Here is a 15,023-nt window from a genome sequence, read left to right on the forward strand (position 1 = left end):
TTGTGTTGCAGGCGCGTGGGGATGATGTCCCTCAGTTTTTTCTAAAGTGGGGCGGGAACCGGACTTTCGCTATGCATTTCCTCGCCCTTCACAGTTGTCTTAAGGCTGCGAAGGACTTCCGATTTCCCGAATGCGCTCTGATATGCAAAAGGGACATAATATCTCACCTGCCAGTTATATCTGCCCAAGCGTTTGTGACTTTGCATCTTGCGGTAGCTACCGCCCAGCCCATGACGTTCTTTCCATTGATATGCGCCAACCCGATACATCCACGGTGTGTGGTCTCGACCTACCAGACGGGAAGGGCTAGGTTCGCGCAGGAACGGGGCGGGTGAGGTCCTGAATGAAGGCTGAAAGATGGAGCAACAATGGCTGGACCGCTGAAGAATTTGCCGCAGATTCAGTCTCTGATAGACGAGCCTTTGATCTCCTTGATTGTCACGCAATACAGCCACTCAGAGACGGTTGATGCCTTGCGGGCAATCATTGGAGCATTGCGCAGTTCCTTTTTGGCCGATGGGGAACTGAGTTTACCTGATTTTTCCAGCGCGGCCTTCGCGGCGTCGGTGGCGGCGCGTGTTGAGTTTGCGCGCAGGCCGTCCCTTCGCGCAGTTATCAACGCGACGGGGGTCATCATTCACACGAATTTGGGGCGTGCGCCACTGGCACCTTCCGCCATACAAGCGATGCAAGTCACAGCGGAGCTGCCGAGCAACCTTGAGTTGAATTTGGATACAGGCAAGCGTGGCTCGCGACACGATCATGTTGAGCGCCAGATTTGCAAACTCACCGGTGCGCAGGCCGCTGTCGTTGTGAATAACTGCGCAGCAGCTGTACTACTGAGCCTGATGGCGACTGCTTCGGGGCGCAGTGTGATTGCGTCACGGGGAGAGCTGATTGAAATTGGCGGGTCGTTTCGTCTGCCTGACGTGATTGCACAAAGCGGCTCCGTTTTACGTGAAGTGGGTGCAACAAACAGAACGCGTTTGAGCGATTATGAGGCTGCGATAGATGAAACCACAGCGGTTTTGCTGAAGAGTCACACAAGCAATTTCAAAATCGTCGGGTTTACGTCCTCGCCAAAGCGGGAGGAGCTGGCACGGCTTGCGGCCGAAAAAGGGGTTATTCTGATCGAAGACCTCGGCAGTGGGGTTTTGCTGGATTTGTCGCCTTACGGGTTACAGGATGAACCTGTTGTATCTGACATCCTTAAAGCGGGTGTGGATCTGGTGATGTTTTCGGGGGACAAATTGCTGGGGGGGCCGCAGGCTGGGATCATCGCAGGCAATCGTGAGATCATTGCACGCCTCAAGTCACATCCGTTGATGCGCGCTGTTCGGATCGACAAGCTGTCGCTCGCGGCACTAGAGGCAACGCTACGGCTATACGCCGCGCCCTTTGATCCATTTGCTCAAATCCCTGTTCTTGCCATGTTGTCCGAGGCGGTTGCAGATGTTGAAGGCCGTGCGCAACGGCTTGTCCATGCTTTGGCAGAGGCGCAGTGGGTGCAGGTAGAAGTACAGCCCAGCATCGCGCATGTTGGCGCTGGGTCTGTGCCAGAGCAGGGGTTGCCCAGTTTTGCCGTGGCTTGCCATGTTGATGGGTATTCCGCTGAACAGGTTACTGCAAAATTGCGCGCCTATCAGACCCCGATCATTGGCCGGATTGAACGGGGTCGCGTATTGTTTGACATGCGCACGGTTCGGGAAAGCGAGCTGAGCATCATCGTAGCGGCGCTGCACCAGATTCAGGACGCATGAACAGCTGTTGCATCGTGGTTGTTGGCCATGTGGATCATGGTAAGACGTCTCTTGTTCGCGCGTTGACGGGAATAGAAACTGATCGCTTGCCAGAGGAAAAGGCACGGGGGCTGTCTATTACCCCCGGCTTTGCGCACCGCAATACAGCAACCAGCGTGCTAGATTTCATTGACGCGCCTGGACATGAAGACTTCATTCAGGCGATGGTGGCAGGGGCCTCGGGGGCGCAGGCGGCGCTGGTGGTTATTTCGGCCACCGACAGCATTTGCGCGCAAACGCGTGAGCATCTTGCCATCCTTGAAATTCTAGGGATCACGCAGGGTGTGATTGCTGTGACCAAATCGGATTTGCTACATTCCGAAGATCATGAAGCACGGCTTGCAGACTTGCGAAATGCAATGTCGGCGACAGCTATGGCACATGCGCCGATGGTGCTGTGCTCAGCGCATAGCAGAGAGGGGATCGAGACCCTTGATGCGGCGTTGCAAGATTTGGCGTTGGATCGTGATGCGCAAACTGCCGATCATCCACCGATGTTGCCTGTGGACAGGGTGTTCTCAAAGTCGGGACACGGGACAGTTGTTACCGGTACTTTGCTGGGGGGCGATTTGGCTGTTGGGGCTGGGGTGGTGATACAGCCCCAACAACGCAGTGCCACGGTGCGCGGTTTGCAGTGTCGCGGCGCATCAACTGATCTGGTGCGCGCAGGAGAGCGCGTTGCTGTGAATCTGCGCGGCGTTTCCGTGGAGGAGATACAGCGTGGTTCGGTCATATCTGTCAAAGGTGCAGGGGCTCCGACAACTTGCATCGATGTGCGCATCGAATTGCAGGCAGGCGTGGCAAAAGGATTGCGCCACATGGAGGACGTCCGTGTTTTGTTTGGCACGGCGCATGAAGTGGCCAGCGTCAGGTTGTTCGGCGGTGGCGGAATTGATCCGACGCAGGCGGGGTTTGCACAGTTGCGGTTCAAAAAGCCTGTCTTTGGCTATGAAGGGCAACGCGCCGTTCTCAGGCGGTTGTCCCCGTCAGAGACGATGGGAGGCGCGGTGTTTTTGAACACACAAGCAAGCCCAACACGGGCGGGCGACAAAACCCGATTAGAGATTTTACAAGCGGTTCACGATGGCTCTGCGTTGGCTATTGCGACAGCCGTTGGTCGCGCCAATGGCGGTGCGTGCAGCCTTGGCGATCTGGCGCGTTTGGCACGGATGTCGGCCGATGCGGTCCGCAATGATCTGGGTGACGATTTTATGAATCTGAATGCTGATCAGGTGGCCCCAAAATCGGCCATTCATACGGCTAAGGCCGAATTTTTGGCGGCGCTCATGGCGTATCACGCGAAATACCCGCTGCGGTTTATGGCCCCCCGTGGGGCAATCGTCTTACGCGGGGTCTGTGATAGTCTGCATGCGCATGTCGAGGCTGTTTTATCCCAAGGGGGTGAAATTCGTCAAAACGATACTGGTCTGGCGATGTGTGACCATGATCCGTTTGATAATTTGACTGCGGATCAACAGGCAGATCTCAGGGAGATGGAGGTTGTGTTTCAGGCCGCTGGCATCGAAACGCTTGCCGCCTCTGAAGCCTTCGATCCTGCCCTTGTTGATGTGCTGTTGGGCATGGGGCGTATTGCCGCGCTCCATAACGTGGCGTTGAAACAGAGATTGCTTCTGCACTCGGATACCTTGAATGCCGCTGCCGCCCGTTTGAATGACAGTTTTCCCATGCCTCTTGAATTCACAACCTCACAGGCACGTACGGCACTTGGCACCAGTCGCAAGATTATTGTGCCCGTGTTGGAGCATTTCGACAAATGCGGTGTGACGGTACGGCTGGGAAATGCCCGCCAGATGACAGGGCTGATTCTTGTTTCCCTACCTGCGCTGCCTTGTTAGGGTCTGCATCATTCGGAGGTGACTGGAGTCTGGTGGCTTCCCTGGTCTTCAAAACCATGGACGCGTTCTAACGGCGTGTGGTGGGTTCGATTCCCATCCACCTCCGCCAATGTTTCGGGGTGGACATTCTACTCCGAGATTTTGCAAGGTGCTCGTGACGTCGGGGAGGACAGACATGAGTGACCAGCAACCGCAATTTATGTTGAATGATTTAGCAGGGAATACCCGTAGCTTGTCCACAGGTCGCCCCAGCCTTGTGTGCTTTGTCAAAGAGGATTGTGAAACCTGCAATACCGCGGCTCCCGTATTGGAAGCGTTCCATAAAGCCTATTCAGATAAAGCTGACGTGATCCTTATTTCGCAATCCGGCGATGCAAATATGGCTTTTGCTGAACGCCACATCTTGACGGTGCCATTGCTGGATGACCGTTCGTGTAAAACGGCTTTTGCATGGGATATTGAAAGCGTCCCTTCGGTTTTCTGGATAGACGAGACGGGCAATGTCGTGTCGCGCTTTGAGGGGTTTATCCGCACAGACTGGGAAGCCCTAAGCGCGGATATGAACCGCCAAACGGCGCTGCCAGCGGCGCAGGTCGCGTGGGAGGATTTACCTGCATGGCGGCCCGGATGCGGCTCTAAACACCTTGATCCGAGTGTCTTTGACAAGCTGCAAGCAGAGGCCGAGGGCAGCCCCATCCGCGCCCGCAAAATTGATGTAGCCAGTGGCGATGACGTGGCCGAGTTCATGTTTGACCAAGGGTTTTCGGATGGCCTGCCATTGGTCCCGCCGACACCGGAACGGGTGCTGCGGATGCTGGGCGGCACGCACCGCGATGCCCAAGAAGTGATTGCGACGGTTCCGCCGAACATGGGCATCGCCACGATTGAAAAGATCGCGATTAATGCCGTCATGGCTGGATGCAAACCCGAATACTTGCCGGTGGTCATCGCCGGTGTCGAGGCCGTCTGCACAGATGAGTTCAACATCCACGGCGTCACGGCCACCACAATGGGGGCGGCGCCTGTCATGATCGTCAACGGCCCCATTCGCCATAAAATCGGTATGGGGATGAAGCTGGGTGCGTTGGGGGCGGGCAACCGTGCAAACGCAACGATTGGCCGTGCTGTGCGGTTGGTGGTGCGTAACGTAGGCGGTGCGACAACGGGCGGGGTAGAGCGTTCAACCCTTGGTAATCCGATGAAGTTCACCATGTGTTTTGCCGAGTGGGAAGAACGCTCGCCTTGGCCCGCACTGCATGTGGAACGCGGGTTTGAGCCAGAAGATTCCGTGGTCACCGTTTTTGCGATGACGGGCGGTCCTGTGCATGTCGTCGATCAGACATCGCGCGCGCCTGATCAGATTGCGGGGTCTTTGGGCTTAGGGCTTGAAGGGGTGTTCTTGCCCAAGCTGCGCAACCTTCCTGTGGACGCGCTGCTGGTGGTGTGCCCCGAGCATATCGACACGCTGACCCGTGAAGGTGACTACTCCAAAGACCGTCTGCGTGATCGGATACAAGAGGTTACAACCCGCCCACTAACGGAAATGTTGGTTGATGACAAATCTGGCGCAGGCATTTCCGCCGCCGCAGCCGAGGCAATGGGGCCTGAAAAGATGGCGGGTTCTGTACCAAAGTTCGCAGGAAAAGAGTTTATTCATCTTGTGGTGGCGGGATCGGATGCGGGCAAGTTTTCTTCAGCCTTCCATGGCTGGGCAACGGGGGCTGTTGGATCACAATCAGTTTCCAAAAAGATCGACCTCGGCTAAGCTGAGATCAGAAAGGAGGAATGTATGACGATAATTCTCGACCCTACGGATGAGCGCGAACCGGTTGAACGGCAAGTGACCAAGCGCAGTGGCAGCCTATCGGGCGTGATTGGTTTGCTGGACATCAGCAAGCCACGTGGCAACATCATGCTGGATGAGTTGGAAAAACTACTGGCGCAAAAAGCACCTGACGTGACGATACGCCGCTTTACCAAGCCGACTTTTGCAAAACCCTGTCCTGATGCTTTGCGGCATGAAATACGGGACACTTGCGATTTTCTGGTCGAAGCACTGGCCGACTGAGGATCCTGCACAACGTGCAGTATGCACGACAATGTCTGGTTTGAAACCCAGGGGATCCCCGCAGTTGCGATTGCTTCCAGTGAGTTCGGCGAAGCCGCCGAAAGCCAGCGAAGTGCACTTGGTATGAACGGCGCGCATTATGTTTTGGTGCCGCATCCGATTCAGGACGCAACCGACGACGAAATGCGCATCAAAGCCGCGCAAGCCTTGGAGCAGGTCATCGCTGCGCTGACGCAGAACTAAACCAATCATCCTCGCCCCGTGTACTAAGCATAGGGCGGGGGTGTTTTCTTCGCGTTTACAGTATCGTGTTTGGACATTACTGCGCCTACAGGGCAGTTGTGATATGATGACGACTTGCCAAGAGGCGCTTTTCCGATGTTACACACTGTCCCATACACACGTGATCTGGTGTTTGTCGGTGGCGGGCATGCGCACGCCCTCGTCTTGCGCAAATGGGGCATGAACCCTTTGCCGGGTGCGCGGCTGACCCTTATCAATCCTGGGCCAACAGCACCCTATACTGGCATGTTACCCGGCCACATCGCGGGGCACTATGGCCGTGATACGCTAGAAATTGATCTGGTTCGTTTAGCCCGCTTCGCAGGTGCGCGCCTGATCCTGAGCCATGCGACGGGCATCGACCGCGCTGCGAAGGTGATACATGTTGAGGGGCGCGGCCCTGTGGCATATGATGTGGCTTCTATTGATATCGGCATCACAGCACGCATGGATATTGCGGGGTTTGCACAGCATGCTGTTGGGGCCAAGCCATTGGATACCTACGCCCAGACATGGCGCTTGTTCATCGATGCCGTCAGAGAAGGTTTGAAGCCCCCAAAAGTGGCCGTGATCGGAGGGGGCGTCGCAGGGTGTGAGTTGGCGATGTCGATGGCCTTTGCCTTACGCGACTGCGGCGTTGACGCACAGGTCACGGTGATCGAGGCGGGACCACAGATTTCGGGTGTCGGGGCAAAAGCGCGAGATCACCTGCACCGCGCTATGGCAGGTCTTGGGGTCACCTTTCTGCCTAATGCACAGATCACGGAAATACGTGCGCAAGACGTTTTGATCGCAGGCCAGCCGCCCGTTGAGGCTGCGCTTTGTGTCGGGGCGGCGGGTGCGTTTGCGCATGGGTGGCTTGGCCAGACTGATTTGCCTCTGCACAACGGGTTCATCGTGACGCAGCCCGATTTGCGGGTGAAGGATGACGCGCAGCTTTTCGCTGTCGGGGATTGCGCGCATATGCCTTTTGCGCCGCGCCCCAAGGCGGGAGTGTTTGCTGTGCGTGCAGCCCCTGTGCTGCTTCACAATTTGCGTGCGGTCCTGACAGGGGCAGCGCTAAAGCCGTTTCGCCCTCAGAAATCCTATCTCAAGCTGATATCATTGGGCGGTAAATCTGCGATGGCAGAGAAATATGGTTTCGCCCTGTCTGCGCCCTTGCTTTGGCGCTGGAAGGACCGGATCGACCGCGCCTTTATGGATCAACTGGATGACCTGCCCGTGATGCAACCGCCTGCGTTGCCGTCGCTGGTGGCGGATGGTGTAGGTGAGGAAGCCCAGACAGTGCCGCTGTGTGGCGGATGTGGTGCCAAGGTGGGCGGCGCAGTTCTGAAATCCGCCATCGGGGATATGCCTGACGATTTGCCCGCCGAAATAATCGCGGGACCGGGCGATGATGCTGCGATCTTGCGGCAAACGGATGGTAGCTTTCAGGTGATCAGCACAGATCACTTGCGGGCTTTCATTGACGATCCTGTTCAAATGACGCGCATCGCGGCGGTGCATGCTTTGGGCGATATCTGGGCTATGGGGGCTATGCCGCAAGTGGCGCTGAGCAGCATCGTTTTGCCGCGTATGTCATCGCCGCTTCAAGAACGCAGTTTGCGAGAAATCAGTGATGCCGCCCGCGAGGTCTTTGCGCAAGTAGGGGCCACTGTCGTGGGTGGCCATACGACAATGGGCGCGGAATTGACGATTGGTTTTACCGTGACAGGTGTGCGCCAAGACATGCCGATCACAGTCGCGGGTGCACAGGCAGGCGATGTGCTGCTGCTGACACGTCCAATCGGGTCGGGTGTTATCCTCGCGGCGCATATGGCAGGCAAAGCGCAAGCGCATGTCGTTGCGCAGGTATTGGCCGCGATGGAGCAACCGCAGCACATCGAAAGCCGGATTTTGCGTGATGCGCATGCGATGACAGATGTGACAGGGTTTGGGCTGGCTGGCCATATCGCTGCAATCTGCAAAGCCTCACATCTGCGCGCCGAAATCTGGTGCAATAAGTTACCACTATATGAAGGTGCGCAGAGCCTCTCTGAGCAGGGTGTATTTTCTTCGTTGCTGGCGGCGAACATGGCTGATGCGCCTGCCATGGGTGCGGCTGATCCGCTATTGTATGATCCGCAGACCGCAGGTGGCCTGCTTGCAGCACTGCCGCCTGCCTTGGCAGAGGCGGCTTTGGTTGCTTTGCGTGCTGAAGGGTGTGAGGGGCATATCATTGGCGTTCTTTCAGAAGGTGTGGGCGCGTTGCAGGTTAAATAAACCCTCTGATGCGGTTGCTGGGTTGGAAGCTGCATTTGGTGCGTCAATAATGCAGATGTCGTGACCGTCCTTTTGATTCGATTGATACAAGGGAGCGATGCAATGGAGTGCATTGCCGTGCGCAGGCCGGTTTCTCTAAATTGTTTTGCAGCGATTTCTCGGATTTATGCTGGAAGAACGGCTTGCGGTTTGCTCTGCGAAACGCGGATTACCCAAGGGAAATTAATTTCGTGAATTGGGGGCATAGAGGACGGTTTATTTCCTTAACTTTGTTGACAGTTCGGCGCGAAGGTTACTAGGCTGTTTTCACATAGTGGAACGCTGTTTCGAAAACGGCAGGGTCCACAACACTGGTTTGCCACGTTGGGAGCGGGCAAAAATATGGACATTCTGGGAGGAAACCATGAAATATATCACCTCTACTTTTGCAGTTTTGGCTCTGTCGGCCACAACTGTTGCAGCCCAAGATTTGGAACTGCCAAAACAGATGAGCTGGACAGCCTACGGAACAGGTTCTGCTGGCTATAACCAAGCCGTCGCTATTGGCGCAGCTTTGCAGGACGCCGCTGGCGTGAACCTGCGGGTATTGCCGGGCAAAAATGACGTGTCGCGCACCGAGCCATTGCGCCAAGGCCGTGTGCAGTTCTCTGCCACAGGTGTCGGCGGCAGCTTTATGGCGCAAGAAGGCGTGTTTGATTTTGGCGCTGAAAATTGGGGCCCGCAAAGCGTTCGCGTTTTGATGGCCAACAATGGCGGCGCTATTAACCTTTCAGTGGGTGTTGCTGCTGATGCGGGTATTGAAACCTATGCGGACCTCAAAGGTAAGCGCGTGGCCTTTATCGTGGGCTCGCCCGCGCTGAACGTGAACACAGAGGCTTATCTGGCCTATGGTGGTTTGACGTGGGACGATGTCGAGCGGGTTGATTTCGGTGGCTATGGTGCCAGCTGGAATGGCTTGGTTGAAGGGCAAGTTGACGCGGCATTTGCGGCGACGAACTCAGGCAAGGTCTATGAGGCTGCTGCGGGTCCGCGCGGTTTGTTCTGGCCGCCAATTGATCCAGAAGACACCGAAAGCTTTGCTGCGATGCAAGCCGTTGCGCCGTTCTTTACCATCAACAAGGCATCGGTTGGGGCGAACATTGATGGCACTGCCGGATACCAAGGTGCAGGCTATGCCTATCCGGTCTTGACCGCGATGGCGGCGACCGATGAAGCCCTAGTTTATAACATGACCAAGGCGATGGTTGAACTGTTCCCACAGTATGACGGTAAATCACCGGGCATTGGGGGCTGGGCGCTGGACAAGCAAAACATGAAATGGGTTGTTCCTTACCATGACGGCTCAATCCGCTATTTCACGGAAGTGGGTGTTTGGTCGGACGAAGCGCAGGCGCATAATGACAATCTGATCAAACGTCAGGAAGTTCTTATGGCTGCATGGGAAGCAACCAAAGAAGCCAAGCCGGAAAACTGGGACGCAGCATGGGCCGAGGCCCGTCGCAAGGCCCTTGCTGACGGCGGCTTCCAAGTAACCTTCTAAGCCTCTCCTAAACACAGCTTGACCGGCCAGCCTTTTGCGCTGGCCGGTTTGTGTTCTCTTTTAGATGCGGATCATCAAATGACTGACCAGAATACCCCCCCCACCAATCAAGTACAGGGTCATGAAGCTGTGGCCATCGACGGCGAAACCCCGTCTGAGCGTCTGGCAGGCCCGGCGCGTTGGGTTGTCATTATCGGCACAATCTTGTCGTTGGTCTTGGTGATCAACCAACTGTTTAATCTACAGATTGCGGGCATCGTTCTGATTGACGGACGGTATCTGTATATTCTGGGTGGTATGTTTCTGGCGCTTAGTTTTCTGATTTTCCAAATCCGTGGCGGTAAGGGCGGCGTGCCTTCGCTGTTGGATTGGGCATTATTTGCTGTCGCGCTTGGGTGTACGGGCTATCTGGCTCAAACGGCGCAGACAAACCTGTCGCAGGGGTGGGAATATGCCGCCCCGCAGATGGCGCAATATGTCTCGGTTGTTTTCTTCTTTCTGGTGTTGGAGGCAACCCGCCGTGCGGGGGGGCTGGTGTTGTTCCTGATCGTCACGGTCTTTGCCTTTTACCCCACTTTTGCAGGCTATGTGCCTGATCCGTTCTCGGGCTTTCAGAGCACGTTTATGCAGACGGTCCCTTACCATGTGTTTTCTTCCGAGAGTTCCTTTGGCATCCCGATGAAAGCCTTTGGTGGTGTTGTGATCGGCTTTATTCTGTTTGGTGCAGTTTTGCAGCGCACAGGCGGTGGGCAGTTCTTTAACGATCTCGCGCTTGGACTTGTGGGCGGATATCGCGGCGGTGCCGCAAAGGTGTCAATCTTTGCCAGTGGTTTCATGGGCTCAATGTCGGGTTCTGTGATCTCTAACGTATTGACCACGGGCGCAGTATCCATTCCGGCGATGCGCAAGACAGGCTTTAGCGCCAAAACCGCCGCCGCAACCGAGGCCTGCGCCTCAACGGGTGGCGTGTTGATGCCGCCGATCATGGGGGCCACGGCCTTTATCATGGCGTCGTTTCTGTCGCGCCCCTATGTGGAAATTGCGCTGGCCGCCGCCATTCCTAGCATCCTGTTTTACTGGGGCTTGTTCACTGGCATTGACGCCTATGCCGCCAAACGCGGTTTGCGCGGTTTGCCTAAACCCGATCTGCCACGCCTGAAGGAAGTGATGATTGAGGGCTGGCCCTATATCTTCGTCTTTGCGCTGCTGCTCTATATGATGATCGGCCTGCGTCAGGAATCTTCTGCGCCGTTCTATTCCACCGCTCTTTTACTGGTGGTTAACCAATTCCGCGCGCGGTTCCGCCTAAACCTTAAACGGTTGGGAAATATGATTGTGGGTGTCGGTATGGGGCTGGCTGAGCTGACCTCAATCCTACTGGGTGTCGGGCTGATTGTGGGATCGTTTTCGGCGACAGGCCTTGCAGGGACGCTGGTGAATGAACTGGTGTTTATGGCGGGTGACAGCACGCTGGTATTGCTGCTGATGGGCGCGTTGACCGCGTTTATCTTTGGCATGGGGATGACTGTGACCGCCTGTTACATCTTCCTTGCAGTTGTTCTGGCCCCCGCGCTTGAGTCCGGTGGCCTGAATACACTCGCCGTGCATTTGTTCATCTTGTATTGGGGTATGGTCAGCTACATCACCCCACCTGTGGCATTGGGGGCATTTGCTGCTTCCACCATGGCGGGGTCCAATCCCATCGCAACAGGGTTTGAGGCGATGCGTCTGGGCGGAGTGATTTATATTGCGCCCTTCTTCTTCGTGTTGAACCCGGCGCTGATTGGGCAGGCCCCCGCATGGGAAGTCGCTGTGGCACTGTCTTCTGCACTGATTGGGGTTGCGTTGATTTCGGCGGCTTTGCAGGGTTACATCAGCCTTATTGGTCCGCTGGAAGGGCCGTTGGGTATGCCGATGCGCGTTCTGGTGTTCTTTGGTGGCGTCCTTATTGCGATGCCCCAAAACGGTTTGATCAATCTCGGGTACGGAGCCTCTTTCCTGATCGGGGCGGCACTCTGTGCAATCCCGATTGTAGCAGCGCGTAGGGCCCATACTTCTAGTACACTCTTGCAAGGTGAGGCTTAATCACATGTTACAAATCAATCCTCCAATTACGGATCTGATGACCAATGACACCATTGTTGACCGCTTGCGGAGCAACGCCTTGGCGCATCCTGACAAATTGGCGCTGGTCTGTGGCCCGCAACGCCTGACATGGGCCGAGTTTGACGCGCGGACCAACCGCGTCAGCAATGCGCTACTGGAAAACGGGCTCAAGAAGGGCGACAACATCGCCGTGATCTCGGCCAATTCGGTAGCTTATGCAGAGTTGTTCATCGGGATTTTACGGGCAGGGGGCTGCGTGACGCCACTGTCCTCCATGGCCTCGCCAGATGCCTTGCAAAAAATGCTGACCGACTGCGGCGCGACAGCGATTTTTGTGGCCGAGCAGTATTTTGGATTGGTCGAAGGCTTTATCACGTCGATGTCGCTGAGCCGCTTTGCGATTGATTTTACCCATCCAGATTTTATGGATTACGAAGCAACGCTGGCCCAAGCTCCTGAAACCGATCCGATGATCGCGCTTGAGATGTCGGATGCGTTTAACTTGATCTACTCGTCCGGCACCACAGGTACGCCAAAAGGCATTTTGCACAACCATCAAATGCGCGCCGCGCAAATGGACCGTGTGACGCCGAACGGCTACGATAACAACGCTCGCACTCTGCTCTCGACGCCGCTTTATTCCAACACCACCATTGTGGCGTTTCTGCCCACGCTGTTTGGTGGATCTACTGTATATCTGATGCCGAAATTCGATGCGCGCGGATATCTGGAAATCGTGGCCGCAGAAAAAATCACCCATACGATGCTTGTGCCGGTGCAGTATAAACGCATCATGGATGTGCCTGATTTCGATAGCTTTGATCTGTCGTCCATGCAGATCAAATTCTCCACCTCAGCCCCATTGCGGGCTGCGCTAAAGGCTGATGTGCTGGCGCGCTTCCCGGGTAAGTTGGTGGAATATTACGGCCTGACCGAAGGCGGCGGCGTGACTGTATTGGTTGCGGATGAGCATCCCACCAAATTGCATACGGTGGGCCAACTGGCGCCGGGCAACGACATCTGTTTGATTGATGGTGAAGGCAACGAAGTCCCGCAGGGCGAAGTGGGCGAGATTTGCGGCCGTGGGCCGACGATGATGGCGGGTTACTTTGGTCGCGATGATTTGACTGCCGATTACATCTGGCGCAATTCAGCAGGCGATATCTACTTCCGTTCTGGAGACATGGGGTCGTTTGACGCGGATGGTTTTCTGATGCTGTCAGACCGCAAAAAAGACATGATCATCTCTGGTGGCCTGAACATCTATGCCAATGATCTTGAGATGGTGCTGCTGCAAGATGTTGATGTGACCGATGCTGCCGTGATCGGAGTGCCCTCGGATGCATGGGGCGAAACGCCTTTGGGTATGGTCGTACTACGTGAAGGTGCCTCGCGTGGGGCAGAAGACATTCTTGCTCAGGCAAATTCTACCTTAGGTAAAAGCCAGCGGTTGTCCGCAGTCGAAATCCGTGAAACGCTGCCGCGTAGTACCATCGGCAAAATCCTGAAAAAGGATTTGCGCGCACCCTATTGGGAAAAGGAAAACACGTGACTGAGACGAAAATGAACGGGGCTGAAAGCCTTGTGCACACTCTGCTGGCGAATGATGTAGATGTTTGCTTTACCAACCCTGGCACCTCCGAGATGCACTTTGTCGCGGCGCTGGATCACATTCCGGGCATGCGTTCGGTGCTGGTGTTGCAGGAAAACGTAGCAACAGGCGCGGCGGATGGCTATTACCGCATGGCGGGAAAACCTGCTTCAACTTTGCTGCACCTCGGGCCGGGTTTGGCCAACGGTCTATCTAACCTGCATAACGCCAAAAAAGCAGGGTCTGGCGTGGTCAATATCATCGGTGAACATGCCTCGACGCATATCGAACTGGATGCGCCGCTGACCTCGGATATCGAGGGTATTGCACGGCCTGTTTCCCATTGGGTTCGTAGCTCAAAATCCGCGCAAGACGTGGGTAAGGATGCCGCAGAAGCTATTCAGGCCGCTATGGTCGCACCGGGGCAAATCGCGTCTTTGATCTTGCCCAGCGACACGGCATGGAATGAAGACGGCGAAGCCCAAGAGGCGATTGAGATGCCCGTGCCTGCGCCCTTTGATGAAAGCCAGCTGGAACAGGCCGTTGCAGCGCTGGGCGGCGAAGAGACATTGTTGCTGCTGGGCGGCCAAGCTCTGACAGAGAGCAATTTGGAAATTGCTGGCAAAATCTCTGCGAAAACCGGCTGCGCGATCCTGTCTGAATGGGCTAACGGGCGGATGGAACGTGGCGTAGGGCGGGTCTATATTGACCGTGTGCCATACCCTATTGATTTGGCGCTCAAGGCACTTGCGCCGTATAAACGTATCGTTTTGATCGGTGCACGTGCGCCCATCGGTTTCTTTGCCTATCCTGGCAAACCCGCGATCCTGACCCGTGAAGGTGCAGAGATTACCAAATTGGCAAATGCAGGTGCTGATTTAACAGCAGCCCTTGCGGCGCTATGCAGCGCGACGGGTGCGGATGATACGCCGCCTGCGCATGTTTCGGAACCCACCCAAGCGGTGCGTCCGACTGGCCCGATCACTCTAGAAGCCATTGCCGATCTGGTCGCTCTTTCCATCCCTGAGAACGGGATTGTTGTGGATGAATCCCTGACATCGGGCCGTGCGTTTTCACCTGCCACCAAAGGCGCTGCACCCCATTCGTGGATCAACAACTGCGGCGGCTCCATCGGCTACTCTATGCCCACCTCTATCGGGGCGGCGGTGGCGTGTCCGGATCGCAAGGTTATGTGCCTCACGGGGGACGGGTCGGCGATGTATACGGTACAATCGTTGTGGACGATGGCACGTGAAAATCTGGATATTACAGTGGTGGTCTTCGCCAACCGCAGCTATCAGATTTTGCGCGGCGAGTTGACGAATGTCGGTGTCGGCAATCCCGGCCCCCGTGCGATTGACATGCTTAGCCTAGATCGCCCTGCGTTGGATTGGGTGCAAATGGCGCAAAGCATGGGCGTCGAAGCGCAGCGTGTGGCGGATTGTGAAACCCTTGACGCCGCGCTGGAAGATGCATTGGCCAACAGCGGCCCGAATTTGATCGAAATTGTGCTTTAACA

At 55.9% G+C, this 15,023-nt stretch carries 9 protein-coding genes and 1 tRNA gene; all 10 read left to right on the forward strand.

The window, feature by feature from the left end; all coding sequences use genetic code 11:
* The first annotated feature begins 368 nt into the window (after positions 1-368).
* Positions 369-1,760 carry an L-seryl-tRNA(Sec) selenium transferase gene (gene selA / locus GGR95_RS01850; RefSeq protein WP_184562184.1) on the forward strand — a complete coding sequence of 464 codons (1,392 nt, stop codon included), beginning with the start codon at positions 369-371 and terminating at the stop codon, positions 1,758-1,760.
* Positions 1,757-3,655: a selenocysteine-specific translation elongation factor gene (gene selB / locus GGR95_RS01855; protein ID WP_184562186.1), complete on the forward strand. Its 1,899-nt coding sequence runs from the start codon at positions 1,757-1,759 to the stop codon at positions 3,653-3,655. Before selA ends, selB begins: the two co-directional genes overlap by 4 nt.
* 14 nt (positions 3,656-3,669) lie before the next feature.
* Positions 3,670-3,764 (forward strand) — tRNA-Sec (locus tag GGR95_RS01860).
* Positions 3,765-3,830: 66 nt separating this feature from the next.
* A complete protein-coding gene (locus GGR95_RS01865) occupies positions 3,831-5,420 on the forward strand; it encodes a peroxiredoxin family protein (protein WP_184562188.1) in 1,590 nt (529 codons plus the stop codon).
* 24 nt (positions 5,421-5,444) lie between these two features.
* A complete protein-coding gene (locus GGR95_RS19010) occupies positions 5,445-5,966 on the forward strand; it encodes a UGSC family (seleno)protein (protein WP_281395921.1) in 522 nt (173 codons plus the stop codon).
* A gap of 135 nt (positions 5,967-6,101) precedes the next feature.
* On the forward strand, positions 6,102-8,267 hold the full coding sequence (gene selD / locus GGR95_RS01880) for a selenide, water dikinase SelD (protein WP_184562193.1): 2,166 nt from the start codon (positions 6,102-6,104) through the stop codon (positions 8,265-8,267).
* Positions 8,268-8,670: 403 nt separating this feature from the next.
* Positions 8,671-9,807 (forward strand): TAXI family TRAP transporter solute-binding subunit, encoded by a 1,137-nt coding sequence (locus tag GGR95_RS01885; protein WP_184562195.1) that lies wholly within the window; start codon positions 8,671-8,673, stop codon positions 9,805-9,807.
* A gap of 78 nt (positions 9,808-9,885) precedes the next feature.
* A complete protein-coding gene (locus GGR95_RS01890) occupies positions 9,886-11,892 on the forward strand; it encodes a TRAP transporter permease (protein WP_184562197.1) in 2,007 nt (668 codons plus the stop codon).
* Between the two features lie 37 nt (positions 11,893-11,929).
* Entirely contained in the window at positions 11,930-13,465 is a 1,536-nt protein-coding gene (locus tag GGR95_RS01895; RefSeq protein WP_246423252.1) for a class I adenylate-forming enzyme family protein, read from the forward strand.
* The gene (locus GGR95_RS01900; protein WP_343042027.1) at positions 13,462-15,021 is read left to right on the forward strand and encodes an acetolactate synthase large subunit; all 1,560 of its coding nucleotides are present in this window, start codon (positions 13,462-13,464) and stop codon (positions 15,019-15,021) included. The genes GGR95_RS01895 and GGR95_RS01900 overlap by 4 nt, the downstream gene beginning before the upstream one ends.
* Positions 15,022-15,023: the final 2 nt, after the last annotated feature.

Origin of the sequence: Sulfitobacter undariae (genome assembly GCF_014196805.1) — a bacterium.
Taxonomy (GTDB): domain Bacteria; phylum Pseudomonadota; class Alphaproteobacteria; order Rhodobacterales; family Rhodobacteraceae; genus Sulfitobacter; species Sulfitobacter undariae.

What these genes read in the sequence shown, in the direction of transcription:
- selA (WP_184562184.1), top strand. Translation starts at nt 369, where the DNA reads ATGGCTGGACCGCTGAAGAATTTGCCGCAGATTCAGTCTCTGATAGAC.
- selB (WP_184562186.1), top strand. Translation starts at nt 1,757, where the DNA reads ATGAACAGCTGTTGCATCGTGGTTGTTGGCCATGTGGATCATGGTAAG.
- GGR95_RS01865 (WP_184562188.1), top strand. Translation starts at nt 3,831, where the DNA reads ATGAGTGACCAGCAACCGCAATTTATGTTGAATGATTTAGCAGGGAAT.
- selD (WP_184562193.1), top strand. Translation starts at nt 6,102, where the DNA reads ATGTTACACACTGTCCCATACACACGTGATCTGGTGTTTGTCGGTGGC.
- GGR95_RS01885 (WP_184562195.1), top strand. Translation starts at nt 8,671, where the DNA reads ATGAAATATATCACCTCTACTTTTGCAGTTTTGGCTCTGTCGGCCACA.
- GGR95_RS01890 (WP_184562197.1), top strand. Translation starts at nt 9,886, where the DNA reads ATGACTGACCAGAATACCCCCCCCACCAATCAAGTACAGGGTCATGAA.
- GGR95_RS01895 (WP_246423252.1), top strand. Translation starts at nt 11,930, where the DNA reads ATGACCAATGACACCATTGTTGACCGCTTGCGGAGCAACGCCTTGGCG.